Origin of the sequence: Haladaptatus sp. W1, assembly GCF_001723155.1 — an archaeon.
Taxonomy (GTDB): domain Archaea; phylum Halobacteriota; class Halobacteria; order Halobacteriales; family Haladaptataceae; genus Haladaptatus; species Haladaptatus paucihalophilus.
Map to the genome: position 1 here is coordinate 1 of NZ_MEIH01000019.1, position 16,131 is coordinate 16,131.

Genomic DNA, 16,131 nt, shown 5'->3' on the forward strand with positions numbered 1-16,131 from the left:
TTCGCCGCACGGGTTCGTCGCCAGAATCCGGTGGTCCGGGTGTTTCTCGACGTCGAAGGAGTGTTGCTTGTTCACCCGTTCGAGGTAGATGATTCCGGGTTCGCCGTTCTCCCACGCGCCCTCAACGATGCGGTCCCAGAGGACCTTCGCCGGGATGGAGAGCACTTCACCGGGCGTAACGTAGTCGCCGAGGCCGAACATGTCGTACATTTCCTTCGTGTGTTCGGTGGCGACGTGCGGTTCCTCCGTCCGCGGGTTGGTGAAGACGAACTCCTCGTCGTTGTACAGCGCCTCCATGAAGTCGTCGGTCACGCCGACCGAGATGTTGAAGTTCGAGAGGTGTCCCTCGGCGGCGTTGCGGAGGTGTTTCGGGACGCGTCCGTCGTCGTCGATGAGTTCGCGGGCCTCTTCGAGCGCCTCCTTGAACGACGTGTGCGTGTAGTCGTCGGGGTCGTTCAGGCGGAGCGTGTTGGCGAGGCTCACGTCCTTGTTCTTCGAGTGGATGAACTGGATGACGTCCGGATGCGAGACGCGCATGACGCCCATCTGTGCGCCGCGCCGGGCACCGCCCTGCGCGATGGTCTCGCACATCTGGTCGTACGTGCGCATGAAGGTGATCGGACCGGAGGCGATGCCGCCCGTCGAACCCACAGCGTCGCCGTACGGCCGGAGTCGCCAGAAGGCGTAGCCCATACCGCCGCCGGACTGGAACACCTCGGCGGCCTCCTTGGCCGTCTGGTGGATGTCCGTGATGTCGTCGCCGGGCGAGTCGACGAAACACGCCGAAAGCTGCTGGAGTTCGTCGCCCGCGTTCATCAGCGTCGGCGAGTTGGGGATGAACGAGAGCCCTTCCATCAGGTCGCCGAACTCGTCCCGGACGGACTCCACGTGGTCGCGGATGTCGTCGGGGAGTTCGGGGACGACCGTCTCGTAGGCGAACTTGTTGACGTTGTAGACCGAAAGCGCCGTTTCGGCGTCGTCTGCCGCCGTCGTCCCTTTACCGAACACTTCGGCCGCGAGTTCGTCGCGCCGGGGGTGATCGGGTTTCAACTGTTCGGGTGTGACGGTGAGTTCGACGCCCTGCTTTTCGGCCTCGTAGACGGCCTCGGCGAGCGCGATGTTCTTCGCCACGCGCGGGAACAAGTCGTCCTGTGATTCGACCAGTTCGCCCTCCGCGTTCTTCCGGAGATACCGGGCCGGAAGGATGTTCTGATAGGCGTTGCCCGTCATCCGGTCTTCGAGGGTGTCGCCCTCGGTTCGCTTGACCGGGAGGGTTACGTCGTCGGCGTCCGCCTCGTGCGCGCCGCTCATGTGCGCGCCACCACCGTTCGTTCGCTACTCTGCACGTCGATTCTCACTTGGTTTCGCACGTAGACCCGTTTCATTCGTGACGAAGAATCCATTTGCCCCAACCCCAATTAAGTTTACTTTCTTTATTTCAAGTGTAGTTGAATAGTGATGCCTCTGCGAATTTTCTTCGGCCTATCCATTAGTAAGGCGCGGAGGAATATAAGAGTGTTCAGACCGGAGCGAAAGTGACCGGAATGCCGAACTTTCCCGCGGTAATGTCCCGTTACTCGGGTCGCGTCGGCCGATTTTCGGTCGCTCGGGAATCGACACCACCGATACGTTTACGATTCAGTAGGGAGTCATTTCTCGCATGCTCCCCCTCGCCATCGAACCCGTCGGAATCGTGGTGGCCGTTATCGCGGTCATCCTCCTCATCGCCGCCATCCGATTCGCCATCAGCATCCTCTTTCGCGTCGTCATCGTCGGCGTCCTCGTCGCCGCCGCACTCTACGCGGCGGGCGTGCTGACGATATAAGACGCGAAGAAGTTCCCAATTAGCTCCCGGCCGCACGCCGTGAGAACGCTCTCGGGGTGGAACTGCACGCACTCGATGGGGTACTCGCGGTGGCGAATCCCCATCACGAGTTCCGTCCCGTCGTGGGTCGTCGTCGCGCTCACCTCGAACGGGTCGGGGACGCTCGTCGTCACGAGCGAGTGGTACCGTCCGGCCCGAAAGCCCTGCTCGATTCCCTCGAAAACCCCCTTCTCGTCGTGTTCGACGGGGAACGCCTTCCCGTGAACCGGTTCGGGTGCCCTCCCGATTTCGCCGCCGTACTCGTGGATCGCCGCCTCCAGTCCGAGACAGACGCCGAGCGTCGGGATGTCGGGCGAGAGTTCGCGGAGCACGGACGCGGTGACGCCCACGTCGCGCTCGTTCGCCGGATGGCCCGGTCCCGGACTGATGACGATGGCGTCGGGGTCGAAGTCGCGGATGTCGTCCAGCGAGGCCGTGTTCTTGACGACTTTCGTCTCGAACGCCGCGCCGCTGGCCCGGAGCGCGTCCTCGGTGTACTCCACGAGGTTGTACGTGAACGAATCGTAGTTGTCCACGAACAGCACGCGAGTCATTTCGGCACCTCCGCGAATTCCGTCTCCGGCGGTTGTTCGAGGGCCTCCAGCGCGGCGAGCACGCCGCCCATCTTCTGTTCGGTCTCCTCGAACTCGGCGGTCGGGTCGCTGTCGGCGACGATTCCCGCCCCGGCCTGCACCGTGATTTCGTCCGTCGGACCGTGCGAGACGGTCGCCGTCCTGATGGCGATGGCGAAGTCGGCGTCGCCCGTCCACGAGACGTAGCCGACGCCGCCGCCGTAGACGCCGCGGGGGGTCCGTTCGAGGTCGTCGATTATCTCCATCGCCCTGATTTTGGGTGCCCCCGTCAGCGTCCCCGCGGGGAACGAGGCGCGCACCGCGTCGAAGGCGTCGCGGTTCTCGGCCAGCGTCCCCGTCACGGTGCTCTCGATGTGCTGGACGTGGCTGTATTTGATGACGTTCATGAACTCCTCGACGCGGACGCTTCCCGACTCGGCGACCCGGCGCACGTCGTTTCGCGCCAAATCGACGAGCATGGCGTGTTCCGAGCGCTCCTTTTCGTCGGCGAGGAGTTCGCCCGCGAGGCGACGGTCCTCCATCGGACTCCCGCCGCGGGGACAGGTTCCGGCGATTGGGTTCGAGACGATTTCGCCGTCCTGTACCGACACCAGCGTCTCTGGACTCGCGCCGACGATGCTCAGGTCGTCGTGGCCGAGGAGGTACATGTACGGCGATGGGTTCACGTCCCGAAGCGCCGCGTACAGCGCCCGCGAGTCGATGTCGGCCTCGACGGTCCGCTTGCGCGAGATGACGCCCTGGTAGATGTCGCCCGCCGCGACGTGTTCGTTCGCCCGCTTCACGGCCTCCTCGTACTCCGCTTGCGGCCCGGCCCTCCCGTCCGTCGGGTCGTACTCGCCGAACGACGGCTGGTTCGCCGCTTTGAGGAGGTCGGCGACGCGGTCGCGCTCCGCGACCAGCTCGTCGTAGCGGTCGTCGATGTCGTCGTCCGACGACACGAGCGGCGTGAACACGAGCGAGAGCGTCCCTTCCACGTGGTCGAAGACGAGCGTCTTCGTGCTCAGGACGAACTGCGCGTCGGGCAGGTCGGTTTCGGGACGGTCGATACCCTGTTCGTCCAACCAGAGGTCGTAGACGGCGTTGTAAGCGAGGAATCCGACCAGCCCGCCACAGAACCCTTCGCCGTCCGGGAACCCGCGACGCGGTGCGTCAGGGAGCGTCTCGCGGAGCGCGTCGAGGACGTCACGGTCGGCGTGGGAGTCACCGCCCGCCCGATTCGACCCCTCGCCCAACCGGTTCGACTCCCACTCGTCGTTCAACACTTCCACGCGGGTTTCGCCCGGGGCGACGGAAATTACCGCGGCGGGGTCGTAGCCGACGAAGGAGTAGCGCGCTCGGCTCGTCTGGGCGGACCTCGACCCGTCGTTCCGTTCGGCGTCGAACGCTCCGGAAGGGTCGCTGGAGGCGATTTTGTCCGCGCTTTCGAGGAGGAAATCGTACTTTTCCCCGCCGAGAACCGAATACGCCGCCAGCGGGTCGATGGACACGTCGAGGTCGGTAGAGACGTAGACGACCGCACCGTCGTGATTCCCGTCTCCGTCGTTCCTATCGTCGCCGTAGTTGCTATCGGTGGCGTCGTTATCATCGTTGCCACTGGTCGCCAGCGTTTCGAACTCGTCCCGGTTCATCGTTGGAGAACCGCCCGTTGGCGCTGTTTCGCGTTCGTGATGAAGGACTCGACGGCGTCGGGGTCCTTTCGTCCGCCGGTCGATTCGACGCCGCTGGCCACGTCGACGGCGAAGGGTTCGACCGCCCGAACCGCGTCCGCGACGTTCTCCGGGGTCAGTCCTCCGGCCAGCAGAACCGGCGAGGAGAGCGATTCGGTCAACTCCCGTGCACGGCCCCAGTCGTGGGTCTCGCCGGTGCCGCCGGTTTCCGCGGCGTCGAGCAACAGCGCGTCGGCCACGCTGTCGTACCGCTCCGGGCGGTCGGTCGACGGGTCGATGGAACAGACCACGTTCGCGTCCACGTTCGCCGTGAGGTACGCGAGGTCGCCCACGCTCGTCCCGTGGACCTGTACGATGTCGGGTTCGACGAGTTCGGCGATTTCGACGGTTCGCTCCGTCGTCTCGGGCATCGTTACGAGCACCGTCGAGACGAACGGCGGGACTTCGCGGGCGAGTTCGGCGGCCCGAGTGGGGGGTATCTCGCGCGGCGAATCGTCCGGCACGTCCACCAGCAGGCCGATGGCGTCGGCCCCGGCGTCGACGGCGGCCGCGAGGTCGTCCTCGTCGGTCAGGCCGCAGATTTTCACGCGCGTCATGCCGAGAGCGCCCCCGTCATGGCCGACAGTTGCTCGGCCGCACTTCCCGAGTCGATGGCGTTTCGGGCCTGTTCGACGCCATCCGCGAGCGAATCCGCCTGCCCGGAGACGTAAATCGCGGCCCCGGCGTTCGCCAGCACGATGTCCCGCTTGGCCCCGCCGACGGTTCCCTCCACGATTCCTTCGAGGTCCCGCGCGTTCTCGGCAGGTGTGCCGCCCGAGACGGCGGACACGTCGTGTTCCTCGACGCCGAGGTCGGTCGGGGAGAGCGCGTACTCCTCGATGGTTCCGCCCTCGACTTCGGCGACCGTCGTCTCGCCGTGGACCGCGATTTCGTCCATGCCAGAGCCGTGGACGACGAGCGCGTGGGAGACGTCCATGTGGGAGAGGGCGCGGGCCAGAACGGGAACGAGGTCGGGGTCGTAGACGCCGACGACTTGCGCGTCAGCCCCAGCGGGGTTCGTCAGCGGTCCGAGGACGTTGAACACGGTGCGCATGCCGAGTTCCTTGCGCGGGCCGATGACGGCCTTCATCGCGGGGTGGAACACGGGCGCGAGCATGAAGCCGATGCCCTGCTCCTCGATGGCGCGCTCGACCGCGGGCGGTTCGGAATCCACGACGACGCCCACCTCGTCGAGCACGTCAGCGCTCCCGGACGAGGAGGAGACGGAGTAGTTGCCGTGTTTCGCCACCGGAACGCCCGCGCCGCTGGCGACGATGGCCGAGGTGGTCGAGACGTTGATGGTGTCGTAGTCGTCGCCGCCGGTGCCGCAGGTGTCCACCAGCGGCGTTCGGCCGGGCGAAATCGTCCGCGCCGCCCCGCGCATTCCCTGCGCGAAGCCGGCGATTTCGCCCTCCGTCTCCCCCTTGGCCCGCAATCCGGTGAGGAGCGCGCCGATTTGGGCCTCCGTAGCCCCGTCGAAGACGGCCGTCGCCGCCTCCCGTGCTTGCGATATCGTGAGGTCCTGCCCGTCGGTGACGAGTTCGATGTAATCCTGCATAGTGGAACACCAATGAACGTGTTTGGGTTGTAATGAACACATACGTACATCAACTTAAAGCTGTCGTCGGGAGGGTCATGAATAAAACCGAGGGACGGAGGCGCGTTTCGAAACATTCAATTACCCTTGCGGGTAACTGATGAATGCGTTCAAACGAAGCCGACTGGGTTTGTGGTCTAGTTGGTTATGACACCTCCTTGACATGGAGGAGGCCGGCAGTTCAAATCTGCCCAAACCCACTAATTCTGCGCCGAACAACTTCGTGAGGCGCGGGTTCGTTCGTTTGGCAGATTTGAATCAGGGAGTGGAGCGAAGACGACCGTGGTTCAAATCTGCCCAAACCCTATTCAATCACCTACGGACCTACTCTTTCACCGGTTGCTGTCGAAGCAACGAATCCGAATCGGACCGTGGTGCGTCGGCGTTAAATCCGTGTGTTTTCGCCGCCAGTATTGCACATTTAATACATTACCACATCAGGAGCGTGGCGAGACACGACACCACACCAACTCCGGTGACCGAGCGTTGTGACTCCGAACAATCGATAGCTCCGGGGTAAAAAGTGGTCGAACAGGGGTTTTTCGACCGGTTAGAACAGGTTGAGAGGGTTCAGCATATCCACGAATTGGAGAACGCTGTCCTGCGTGTATTTCGTGACATCGACGATGAGGTACTCCGTCTCGACGATGAGTTCCTCGGTGTAGACGATGCGGTCCGCCATCTCGCCGATACGGTCCGCCATCTGCCCGATCTGGTCTTCGGTGTAGAGCACGCCGTCGAGGCTTTCGAGGTACGACACTTCGCCGGTCTCGGAGAGGACCATCACGACGTCATCGACCTGACAGCACTGGCTGTAGTTCTGGAACAGGTAGTACGTGCTGCCATCCGGCAGATCCGCGTAGATGAGCGATTCGCCGAGATACGTCTTCGCGTACGAAATCGTCGTGTCCGGCGCGAGTTCGATATCGTAACTGTCCTGCGCGGACGCGGGAGTGGTGGCGACGGCGGCGGCTCCGCCAGCGAGTGCAACAGCACCGAGCTTCGAGAGGTACGTTCTGCGTTGCATGGTTGTTGGATGCCCAATGGACCATTTCAGCATTGGGCTGTATTGTGGACATTACACAATAACGCTGTTAAGCTTGTCGAAACTCGACGGCCGTCCGTGAGCGGAGAACAGAAATAGAGCGTTGACTGCTCCGCTCTCCACCCGACGACGAGGAAGTCGGGTGACGAGGGTATTTCGGCAAAATAAACTCGACTCGCGGAACGTCCTACACCGGAATTCGATGACCGCACGGCCACGCCCGCATGTACTCGGGGTCTTTGACCGTTAATCGAGACCCGTTCGTCACAGCGTGGGCAGGCTCTCGGGAGCGGTCGCTGAGCGGTACTCTTTTTTCGCAGAATCGTTTGTGAACATGCTTCGATAGCGCTCGAAGCAAGCAGGGTCGGAGCTTCCACCTCCGGCCGTTTGGCGAAACCCTGTTGCTTCGTCCGACGTATCACGTTCCGGAGAGTTAATTCTATTTGTCCCGAATGAATCGAAAATCGATAGGTGCGCGAACGAGCGGCGGGAATCCCGATTTCGGCTAGCCTTCGGAGTAGCCGAGATACAACTGAGGGACGATGACGGCCACGAGAATCACGGCGGCTCCACCGGCCCACGCGGGGACGTCGAGCCAGTAGTCGTTGACCACCCGGAGCACCCCCAGCGTCACCGGCAGGGCGACTAGGATGGCGAACAGGATGACCTTGTTTTCGTGGGACACCATGTCAGCTTGCGACGGGGCCGTCCTCTCGGACGCCGCGCTTGTGAACCTCGCGCATCAGGCCGCCGCCGATGGCTCCGAAGGTGATGGGGTCGAAGAGGTTCGGACGACTTGAGAACCCGCCGTCTTTTATCAGGTGCGACATACTCGGATTTTTCACGCCTGTCGGTATCTACTTTGTGAAAATGATGAGAGTGTTGAAACATAATCTATTCGACGATATCGACGGCACTCACGGGGAGTCTACCACGTGGTAACGAGAGTTTCGAGAAATCGTCGGGACTCGTTACGCGATTTCCGATTTCGATAGTCGGTCGCAGTCGGTCTTCCGTCGCCCGTCGAAGAGCGGAGAAGAAAGGAGAAACGGACCCCCTTAGTCGTCCACGATTTCCGGTGCTTGCTCGCCGGTCGTCGGCGCGCGTCGTGCGTCGTAGGTGTGCGCTACGGCGACGATGGTGAACGCGACGACGACGAGGAGCGCGAGTCCGATGTCGCCGATTCCCGCGAGGGGCGGGATTTCGAGCCACGCCGCGGTAAGGAGTGCGAATCCGATAGCCGCGATGCCGAGGTATCGCTTGCACCACGAGATGTCGTCCCGCGTGTTCGTTTCGAGATACGGGTCGAGTTGCTCGGCCGCCGTGGAGAGTTCTACGATACCCCTGTTTTGGTTATAATCTACGATTCCTGCGTCGTCGAGTTTCGGGAGGTGGGATTGGTAAAGCGCGGTGTAGACTCGTTTTCGCTCGGCCGCCGAAATCGCGCCGACGGTGGTTTCGTTCTCCCACGCGGCGACCTGCTCCGCAAGGTCGCTCAACTGGACGGTTTCGTCCGCCTGCTTCAGGTAGTGCAGGGCGTACCGTCGTCGCTGATTTTTCAATACGTCGAAGACCATATCGCGGGAGAGCGGCGTCGCGCGTTCGTCGTTCGAGCGATTCGAATCGAGGATATCCGAGACCTGTTTCGCAACCGTCGAGTCCGCCTCGCTTGTTTCGTTACCGGTGTCGCTGTCCCCGGTGCCGGAGGAATCACCGATTGTGCTCATTACTATGCCACCCCTTGCTCGTAACCCAGCATGGATTCGAACATTGCCGGGTTTGTTCTTTGTTATTCACCATTTACCAGCCGTAAACGACCGGTTACAAACGACGAGAAATGAATTTCATCTCGCCGCAGTCATGCGGTAATCGCCAGTTACTGGCGGTTTTTCGCCGACCTCTCAGCGGCGGTGCAGGTTCTCGTGAATCCCCAGTACGAGTGCGGGGACGACGACCATGAAAATGTGTTCTTCGAGCGGGATACCGACCAGTTCGATGCCCGTTCGAAGCGGAATGGCGAACACGCCGATAGTAAGGGTGTACCAATCCCAGACGTAGGCCAACGGATACAGAACGAGGATGGTTTTCCCGGCGCGCGTAAGGGCGTCCGCTCGAACGAGCAACCACAGCGCGAACGAGCCGAACACCAGTTCGCTGACAATATACGTGTAGGGACCGAGCACCGCGCCGATGTCAGGGAGCACGGTCGGTCTACGACGCGTAGTACAAAAAAATCCCGTCAAAATGCCTATTCCGCGACAAAGTTCAAGACGGGTGGCCTCGTCATTCTAATTGCCGATGGATATCTCTAACATTGCGACCACCGATTACTTCGAAATCGAAGCGGAAGAGCGACTGGGCAAAGCCCGCTCGATGTTCGAAGAGGAGAACCCGAAAGGAATCGTGGTCACCGAAGCGGGCACGTACAACGGTGTCATCACCCAGAAACAACTCCTCCAATCACATATCGAGGACCAGACGAAGGTGGCGACGCTGACGAAACCCGCGCCGAAGGTGAACCGTACCGACGACGTGCGCGACGTCGCCCGCGCGCTCGTCGAAGGCGGGACCAAGGTCGCACCCGTCTTCGAGGACGGGCAACTGTGGGGCATCATCGACGAGGACATCATCCTCGAAGGCGTCCTCGAAAATCTGGACGCCCTCACCGTTCAGCAGATTTACACCGAGAACCCAGTCACGATTCCGGAGGACGCGACGCTCGGACGCGTCATCAATCTCATGCGCGAGCACAGCATCTCCCGGCTTCCGGTCGTGAACGAAAACGGCTACCTCACCGGGATGGTCACGACTCACGACATCGTGGATTTCGTCACCCGGAACATGGACAAACCGACGACGGGCGAGCGGATGGGCGACAGCGACCGGATGCTCGACCTGCCGGTGTACGACGTGATGAACAGCCCCGTCGAAACCATCTCGCTCACCGACACCGTGGAGGATGCAGTGGAACGCATGTTCGAGAAAGACTACGCCGGACTGGCTGTCACGGCCGAGGACGACGACCGCGTGGTCGGCGGCGTCCTCACGAAGACCGACGTGCTTCGCGCCCTCACCTACACCGAGGAGGACCACATGGACGTTCAGATAACGAACATCGACCTCCTCGACACCATCTCCCGACAGGATATCCGTGAGGGCGTCGAGGATATCACGGACAAGTATCAAGACATGCAGGTCCGCCACGCGCACGTTCGATTCCACGAGCACAAGGAGAAACTCCGCGGAACGCCGCTCATCCAGTGTAAAATCCGCCTCCGCACCAACCGCGGACAGGTCGCCGGAACCGGCGAAGGCTACGGTTCCGAACAGGCGTTCAACGTCGCCCGCGACGTGTTGGAGCGCAACGTCCTCGAACTGAAGGGCGTCCAGAGCGACCGCGAGTACGAAGGCCAACTGCTCCGAAAGCTCAACGAACTGTAGCCGCACGACTCGCATCGTTCGGTCCGCCGACCCGCTGTCGTTCACCGCGATTTTTTCTGTTTCACCGGCAAGTCCCGGCTCTCGGTCGATTCCGTCGTCTCAAACGCTTTCCTGTGCGCCTTCGAGTCCTGTATCCGTGATTCGGAACTGGGTGCGATCGCCGGCGGGTTTCGAGCGATGTTTTTCGAGGGTCGCACGGCGGTTGCCGCCCCGGAAGCGGTCCACTCGAAGGACGACGCCCGTCCAGTGCTCGAGCGTGTGTCCTCCGAGCGGCCGGGTACCGTCCGAGTCGGGGTCGGTATACACCTGATTCGTCAGCAGAACCGCGATGTCGTGTTTGCGCGCGAGCGAGAGCAGGTGCGTCACTTGGCGGGCGACCCCGCGAAGCGCCTCGCCGCCCTCCCGGTCGTCGCCGCGTTCGAGGCGGTAAAATCCGGTTGCGCTGTCGAGGACCACGAGGTCCGCCCGTTCCGCGAACTCGGAGACGTCCTTGACTGCCTCCTGCTGTTCCCCGAAATCGAGGGCCTCCTTGATGACGATTCGGGAGGCAACTTCGTCCACGTCGTCTGCGCGCGCGGCGGCGATCTGTTCGAAGCGGTCGATGGACAGCCCTTCGGTGTCGATGTACACCACGGTACCGCCGTCCCGTGCGGTTTCGACCGCGGCACCCAGCGCGACGTTCGTCTTCCCGGCGGCGGGCGGGCCGTACACCTGTGTCACGGTTCCGCGCTCCAAGCCACCCCCGAGCAAGTCGTCCACCGGCGGGCACCCTGTCGTCAGTTTCTCGGCGTCGGTCACATGCCGGGGTTGGCGCTTCTCACGCAAAAGGTTCCGGTTTTCGCAGAGACCGAGGCGACTTTATTCCACCCGAGCGAAGGGAGCGTAGTGACAATCGTCGTTGCGACCGAGGACTTCGAAGTGTACCACGACGTGGTGGGTGAGCTCCGCGACAGGGGCGTCCGGTTCACGACGGTCGAACCGGACGGCGAACTCCCCGACGGCGCTCGAATCGTCATTCGCGGCGCGGATGACGACATCGCCACCGACCTGCCGGTGGTCGTGGCGGACACGAAGCGACCCCGAAAAGCGGTCGAAGAAGCGCTGGGTTTGCTCCGCGGCGAGAACGGCCGAACCGTCATCGGCATCGACCCCGGAACGCGACCCGGCATCGCCGTGCTCTCGGGCGACATGGTGGTCGCGTCGTTCCACGTCCCCATCGCGGACGCCGCGGACGTGGTTCGGGAGGAGGCAAAGGACGCCATCGACCCCGTGGTTCGAATCGGCGACGGCGCGCGACTTCAGGGGTCGCAACTCATCCGCGAACTCGAAGACGTGCGGGTCGAACTCGTGGACGAAACCGGGACGACGCCGTACCTCGGCACCGGCGCCCGCGGCATGGGCGACGTGCTCGCGGCGGTCAACATCGCACGGTTGGAGGGCAAAATCGTGGAGGAGCGCGAAATCGAACCGACGGCGGGCGAACTCGGCGTCATCAAACGCCGGTCGCGCGAACGGTCTGCCGACAACCGCGAAATCGACGAGGAACTCGCCCGGCGGGTCGCCGCCGGGGAGTTGACCATCGAGGAGGCGCTGGCGGAACACCGCGAGGAATGACCCTGGCGGTCATAGCTCGACCAGAACCGTGTACTGGTGCGACTCGTCCTTCGGACACTGGAGGTGTTCTTCCTTCACGATGGTGCCCGAGAGCAGTTGCTTGCCGATTTTCTGGAATCTATCGACCTCGACGTGTCCCTTCTCGCGGGCGATGACCTCGCTTTCGGGTCGGTTTCGAACTCGTCCATGCCGTCACATCCCTCGTACGGACACTGGACGCGCACACGAGCCATATGTCGAACGAGGACCTATCGTCGGTTATAGGTTTTCGTGAATCGTCCCTTCTGCCCGCCGCATAACCTCACCAACCGCGAGCCCGGTTTCCGTCGCCACGGCCAGCGCGTCGTCGAACTCCGCGCTCACGTCGTAGACCGTCCCGGACTCGTCGCGGGCGACTTTGACCGACACGTCGAATTCCCCTCCGTCTAACTCCTCTCCGTCTATTTCCAGCGTCGCCGTCTCGAACTCCCGGTGGGCAATCCAGCGGTGGCGGACACCCGTCTCGCGGACGCCCAGCGTCCCGGTCTCCTCGGCGAGTTTCCGGGCGACCCGTTCCGCGTCCTCGGGTTTGACGACGACCTTCACGACGTGCCCCGGGCGGGCCTTCTTCATCGTCGCGGGGAGAATCGAGACATCGCGTGCGCCTGCGTCCGCGAGAATTTCTTGAAGCCCGCCAAGCACCTCCGGCGGCGCGTCGTCCAGATTGGTTTCGAGGACGGTGATGTCGTCGCGCACGAGACCACCGCTCGACTCACCGGCGAGGACGCGCAACACGTTCGGATGGTCGGGGAAATCGTGGCCGCCAGCGCCGTATCCCGAGCCGTCGACGTTCAGCGTCGGAAGCGTTTCGACGCCATCGGCGAAGTGGGAGAGAATCGCGGCACCGGTCGGCGTAAGCAGTTCCGCTTCGACGGGGCCGCCGGACAGCGACCAGTCCGCACCCGCCGCGATTTCCACGACCGCCGGTGCGGGTATCGGGAACGTTCCGTGGCTCATGCCGACTTCGCCGCCGCCGGTCGCCAGGGGCGTCGTCACGATTCGGTCGGCGTCGAGGTCGGCGAGCAGCAGGGACGCGCCGACGATATCCGCGATCGCGTCGTCGGTCCCGACCTCGTGGAAGTGGGTCGAATCGAGGTCGGTGTCGTGGACGCTCGCCTCCGCCTCGCCGAGAATTCGAAAGACGGCTTTCGCGTCGCGTTCGATAGGGCAGTCGAGACCCATGGATTCGAGCACGTCGATGACCTCGCGGTAGGTCCGGGCCGGACCGGAACCCTCGGCATGCTGGTGGTTATGGTGATGGTCGTGGTCGCGCTGGTGTTCGTGGTGATGAGTGTGGTCGTGCTGGTGCGTGTGCTCATCGTGGTCGCCGTCGTCCCCGTGATGGTGGTCGCCGTGGTCGTGTATCTCCCCGTTTCCATGGTGCTGGTCGTGACCGTCGTCGCGTGCGTTGTCGTCCCCGTCTTCCGATTCGTCCCCGCCTTCTTCCCCATCGTCGGTCAGAAGAACGGCGACGCTCGTCGCGGAAATCCCGTTTTTGACGACGGTTTCGACCTCGTACTCCACGTCGAGGGCGTCTTCGACCGGTTCCAGCGCGTCCCGATTCGCTCCCGCGTCGAGCAGCGCTCCGAGAATCATATCGCCGCTGGCCCCCATTCGGCCGTCGAACGCAAGCGTTCTCATACGTCGTTCCTGTTCCGAGACGCGAAAACCCCTGCGGTCGTGTCGCCACCACTATCCCTTTGTACTGCCCCCACGTATTGACGGTCATCGCACGCGGGCACCATCCATCGCTATCGGCGACGTGGCTAAACCTCCCGGTAGCACAGGACTTATGCCCCGCGAACTATCATCCACAACTATCCCCCGTGACTGAACAATCATGAACGAAGTGCAACTGGAGGTGGCGAAGGCGTATCCGAACGATTCGGGACGCGGCATCGCCCGTCTCGACCCGGACACGCTCTTGCATCTGAAGCTGAGCCCCGGAGATATAATCGAGATAGAAGGAGGCGATACGACCGCCGCGAAAGTCTGGCGTGCCGACCGGCAGGACTGGAACACCGATACGGTACGTATCGACGGGTTCACCCGCCAAAACGCCGACGTCGGTATCGGCGAACGCGTCGAAATCCGCAAAGCGGAGGCCGACAAGGCCGACAAACTGGTCCTCGCACCGCCGGAGGAAGCGAGCGTCCAGTTCGGCAGCGACGCCGCCGGAATGGTCAAGCGACAGATCCTGAAGCGGCCGGTCGTCGAGCGCGACATCGTGCCCGTCATGTCGAGCACGAACCACCCGTTCATGCGGTCACCGGGACAGGCAATCCCGCTAATCGCGGTCGAAACCGACCCACAGGGCGTCTGTCTCATCACCGAGGACACGGAAGTCGAGTTGCGCGAAGAGCCGATTTCCGGCTTCGAGAAGACCGGCGGCGGCATCACCTACGAGGACATCGGCGGCCTCCAGAACGAAATCCAACGCGTGCGGGAGATGGTCGAACTCCCGATGAAGCACCCGCAGATATTCCAGAAGCTCGGCATCGAGCCGCCACAGGGTGTCCTCTTGCACGGCCCGCCGGGGACCGGGAAGACGCTGTTGGCGAAAGCGGTCGCCAACGAAACCAGCGCGAGTTTCTTCTCCATCGCTGGTCCGGAGATCATCTCGAAATACTACGGCGAGTCCGAACAACAGCTCCGTGAAATCTTCGAGGACGCCGCCGAGGAATCTCCCTCCATCATCTTCATCGACGAACTCGACTCCATCGCGCCGAAACGCGAGGACGTGACCGGCGAAGTCGAACGCCGCGTCGTCGCCCAGTTGTTGACGATGATGGACGGCCTCGAAGCCCGCGGACAGGTCATCGTCATCGCCGCGACGAACCGCGTCGATTCGGTGGACCCGGCGCTCCGTCGACCCGGCCGCTTCGACCGCGAAATCGAAATCGGCGTGCCGGACGAGGAAGGCCGCACGGAAATCCTGCAGATACACACCCGCGGGATGCCGCTCTCGGACGACGTGAACCTCCCCGGCCTGTCGAACGACACGCACGGGTTCGTCGGTGCCGACATCGAGAGCCTGACGAAGGAGGCGGCGATGAAGGCGCTCCGGCGCTACCTGCCGGAAATCGACCTCGACGAGGAGTCCATCCCGCCGTCGCTCATCGACCGGATGATCGTCAAGCGCGAGGACTTCCGCGGCGCGCTGAACGAGGTCGAACCCTCGGCGATGCGCGAGGTGCTGGTCGAACTCCCGAAGGTGTCGTGGGACGACGTGGGCGGCCTCGAAGACGCCAAGAGTCAGGTCAAAGAGAGCGTCGAATGGCCGCTCTCCTCGCCCGAGAAGTTCGAGCGCATGGGCATCGAACCGCCGTCCGGCGTCCTGCTCTACGGGCCGCCGGGAACCGGGAAGACGCTCATGGCGAAGGCCGTCGCCAACGAGACAAACGCCAACTTCATCAGCGTCCGTGGCCCGCAACTGCTGTCGAAGTGGGTCGGCGAGTCGGAGAAGGCCATCCGGCAGACGTTCCGCAAGGCGCGGCAGGTCAGCCCGACGGTCATCTTCTTCGACGAACTCGACAGCCTCGCCCCCGGTCGGGGACAGGAAGTCGGGAGCAACGTCTCGGAGCGCGTCGTCAACCAACTCCTCACCGAGCTCGACGGCTTGGAGGACAAGGGCGACGTGATGGTCATCGGCGCGACCAACCGCCCGGACATGATCGACCCGGCGCTCATCCGCTCCGGTCGCTTCGACCGCCTCGTCATGATCGGCCAACCCGACGAGGAGGGCCGCGAACAGATCCTCAAGATCCACACCGAGGACAGCCCGCTTGCGCCCGACGTGAGCCTCCGCGAACTCGCGGAGATGACCGACGGCTACGTCGGCAGCGACTTGGAATCCATCGCCCGCGAGGCCGCAATCGAGGCCCTTCGCGAGGACGACGACGCGGAGGAAGTCGAGATGCGACACTTCCGCGCCGCGATGGAGAGCGTCCGCGCCACCGTCACGGAGGACCTCCTCGACTACTACGCCGACATGGAACAGGAGTTCAAGGGCGGTTCGTCCGGCCCACAGCGCCAGACCGGCGGCCGAATCGGTTTCCAATAGAACCTTTTACGACGGTCGGAAGTCAGCGGTCGCGTGCCGTAGCGCGCGACCGCTGACAGCCTCCCTGTAAAAGGTTCATCAAAAGCACTCCTCCTTCACTCCACTCCGTTCCGTTCAGTCGTCGGCCCGGAAAATCTCCGATTTTCCGGGCCGACGAACTGGTGCCCCA

Annotated in this window: 16 protein-coding genes and 1 tRNA gene; 5 read left to right on the plus strand and 12 right to left on the minus strand. The window is 63.1% G+C overall.

Features of this window, described 5'->3' with window-relative positions:
• Positions 1 to 1,311: ribonucleotide reductase N-terminal alpha domain-containing protein (locus BG842_RS00665; protein ID WP_303645349.1), on the minus strand; the 1,311-nt coding region annotated here is incomplete at its 3' end.
• Between the two features lie 349 nt (positions 1,312 to 1,660).
• On the opposite strand from BG842_RS00665, the gene BG842_RS29435 reads away from it, so the two are divergent.
• Entirely contained in the window at positions 1,661 to 1,825 is a 165-nt protein-coding gene (locus tag BG842_RS29435; protein WP_007983679.1) for a hypothetical protein, read from the plus strand.
• On the opposite strand, the gene trpG is transcribed toward BG842_RS29435, so the two are convergent.
• From trpG to trpD, 4 genes are read right to left on the minus strand one after another with little or no spacing between them, the layout of a single operon-like run.
• A complete protein-coding gene (gene trpG / locus BG842_RS00670; protein WP_069449263.1) occupies positions 1,798 to 2,418 on the minus strand; it encodes an anthranilate synthase component II in 621 nt (206 codons plus the stop codon). The genes BG842_RS29435 and trpG overlap by 28 nt on opposite strands.
• Positions 2,415 to 4,085, minus strand: a complete 1,671-nt coding sequence (gene trpE, locus BG842_RS00675) for an anthranilate synthase component I (protein ID WP_069449264.1) — start codon at positions 4,083 to 4,085, stop codon at positions 2,415 to 2,417. Before trpE ends, trpG begins: the two co-directional genes overlap by 4 nt.
• Complete coding sequence (locus tag BG842_RS00680) at positions 4,082 to 4,720, minus strand: phosphoribosylanthranilate isomerase (protein ID WP_069449265.1); 639 nt, start codon at positions 4,718 to 4,720, stop codon at positions 4,082 to 4,084. Before BG842_RS00680 ends, trpE begins: the two co-directional genes overlap by 4 nt.
• Complete coding sequence (gene trpD, locus BG842_RS00685; protein ID WP_069449266.1) at positions 4,717 to 5,721, minus strand: anthranilate phosphoribosyltransferase; 1,005 nt, start codon at positions 5,719 to 5,721, stop codon at positions 4,717 to 4,719. The genes BG842_RS00680 and trpD overlap by 4 nt, the downstream gene beginning before the upstream one ends.
• Before the next feature lie 165 nt (positions 5,722 to 5,886).
• Here trpD and BG842_RS00690 point away from each other — a divergent pair.
• Positions 5,887 to 5,960 (plus strand) — tRNA-Val (locus BG842_RS00690).
• Positions 5,961 to 6,310: 350 nt separating this feature from the next.
• Here BG842_RS00690 and BG842_RS00695 read toward each other — a convergent pair.
• The 5 genes from BG842_RS00695 to BG842_RS00710 all read right to left on the minus strand — a co-directional run bounded on the left by BG842_RS00695 (position 6,311) and on the right by BG842_RS00710 (position 9,009).
• A complete protein-coding gene (locus BG842_RS00695) occupies positions 6,311 to 6,787 on the minus strand; it encodes a hypothetical protein (protein WP_069449267.1) in 477 nt (158 codons plus the stop codon).
• A gap of 523 nt (positions 6,788 to 7,310) precedes the next feature.
• A complete protein-coding gene (locus BG842_RS00700) occupies positions 7,311 to 7,493 on the minus strand; it encodes a hypothetical protein (protein WP_069449268.1) in 183 nt (60 codons plus the stop codon).
• A 1-nt stretch (position 7,494) separates the two neighbouring features.
• Positions 7,495 to 7,635: a hypothetical protein gene (locus tag BG842_RS29440; protein ID WP_175424048.1), complete on the minus strand. Its 141-nt coding sequence runs from the start codon at positions 7,633 to 7,635 to the stop codon at positions 7,495 to 7,497.
• Positions 7,636 to 7,863: 228 nt separating this feature from the next.
• The gene (locus BG842_RS00705; RefSeq protein WP_007983696.1) at positions 7,864 to 8,532 is read right to left on the minus strand and encodes a hypothetical protein; all 669 of its coding nucleotides are present in this window, start codon (positions 8,530 to 8,532) and stop codon (positions 7,864 to 7,866) included.
• A 174-nt stretch (positions 8,533 to 8,706) separates the two neighbouring features.
• Positions 8,707 to 9,009 carry a lycopene cyclase domain-containing protein gene (locus BG842_RS00710; protein WP_069449269.1) on the minus strand — a complete coding sequence of 101 codons (303 nt, stop codon included), beginning with the start codon at positions 9,007 to 9,009 and terminating at the stop codon, positions 8,707 to 8,709.
• 94 nt (positions 9,010 to 9,103) lie between these two features.
• Between BG842_RS00710 and BG842_RS00715 the strand changes: the two genes are divergently transcribed.
• On the plus strand, positions 9,104 to 10,246 hold the full coding sequence (locus tag BG842_RS00715) for a CBS domain-containing protein (RefSeq protein WP_069449270.1): 1,143 nt from the start codon (positions 9,104 to 9,106) through the stop codon (positions 10,244 to 10,246).
• A gap of 99 nt (positions 10,247 to 10,345) precedes the next feature.
• Here the strand turns inward: BG842_RS00715 and radB are convergent, their stop codons facing one another.
• The gene (radB, locus tag BG842_RS00720) at positions 10,346 to 11,044 is read right to left on the minus strand and encodes a DNA repair and recombination protein RadB (RefSeq protein WP_069449271.1); all 699 of its coding nucleotides are present in this window, start codon (positions 11,042 to 11,044) and stop codon (positions 10,346 to 10,348) included.
• Positions 11,045 to 11,131: 87 nt separating this feature from the next.
• Between radB and BG842_RS00725 the strand changes: the two genes are divergently transcribed.
• Positions 11,132 to 11,860 carry a hypothetical protein gene (locus tag BG842_RS00725; protein WP_069449287.1) on the plus strand — a complete coding sequence of 243 codons (729 nt, stop codon included), beginning with the start codon at positions 11,132 to 11,134 and terminating at the stop codon, positions 11,858 to 11,860.
• A 258-nt stretch (positions 11,861 to 12,118) separates the two neighbouring features.
• On the opposite strand, the gene larC is transcribed toward BG842_RS00725, so the two are convergent.
• Entirely contained in the window at positions 12,119 to 13,540 is a 1,422-nt protein-coding gene (gene larC / locus BG842_RS00730; RefSeq protein ID WP_069449272.1) for a nickel pincer cofactor biosynthesis protein LarC, read from the minus strand.
• 199 nt (positions 13,541 to 13,739) lie between these two features.
• Here larC and BG842_RS00735 point away from each other — a divergent pair, with 199 nt between their 5' ends.
• Positions 13,740 to 15,962 (plus strand): CDC48 family AAA ATPase, encoded by a 2,223-nt coding sequence (locus tag BG842_RS00735; RefSeq protein ID WP_007983710.1) that lies wholly within the window; start codon positions 13,740 to 13,742, stop codon positions 15,960 to 15,962.
• Positions 15,963 to 16,131 lie beyond the last annotated feature (169 nt).

Coding starts and splice junctions, on each gene's coding strand:
- trpE (WP_069449264.1), bottom strand. CDS start 4,085: ATGAACCGGGACGAGTTCGAAACGCTGGCGACCAGTGGCAACGATGAT.
- BG842_RS00695 (WP_069449267.1), bottom strand. CDS start 6,787: ATGCAACGCAGAACGTACCTCTCGAAGCTCGGTGCTGTTGCACTCGCT.
- trpD (WP_069449266.1), bottom strand. CDS start 5,721: ATGCAGGATTACATCGAACTCGTCACCGACGGGCAGGACCTCACGATA.
- BG842_RS00700 (WP_069449268.1), bottom strand. CDS start 7,493: ATGGTGTCCCACGAAAACAAGGTCATCCTGTTCGCCATCCTAGTCGCC.
- BG842_RS29435 (WP_007983679.1), top strand. CDS start 1,661: ATGCTCCCCCTCGCCATCGAACCCGTCGGAATCGTGGTGGCCGTTATC.
- BG842_RS00715 (WP_069449270.1), top strand. CDS start 9,104: ATGGATATCTCTAACATTGCGACCACCGATTACTTCGAAATCGAAGCG.
- trpG (WP_069449263.1), bottom strand. CDS start 2,418: ATGACTCGCGTGCTGTTCGTGGACAACTACGATTCGTTCACGTACAAC.
- BG842_RS00735 (WP_007983710.1), top strand. CDS start 13,740: ATGAACGAAGTGCAACTGGAGGTGGCGAAGGCGTATCCGAACGATTCG.
- BG842_RS00680 (WP_069449265.1), bottom strand. CDS start 4,720: ATGACGCGCGTGAAAATCTGCGGCCTGACCGACGAGGACGACCTCGCG.
- BG842_RS00705 (WP_007983696.1), bottom strand. CDS start 8,532: ATGAGCACAATCGGTGATTCCTCCGGCACCGGGGACAGCGACACCGGT.
- BG842_RS29440 (WP_175424048.1), bottom strand. CDS start 7,635: ATGTCGCACCTGATAAAAGACGGCGGGTTCTCAAGTCGTCCGAACCTC.
- larC (WP_069449272.1), bottom strand. CDS start 13,540: ATGAGAACGCTTGCGTTCGACGGCCGAATGGGGGCCAGCGGCGATATG.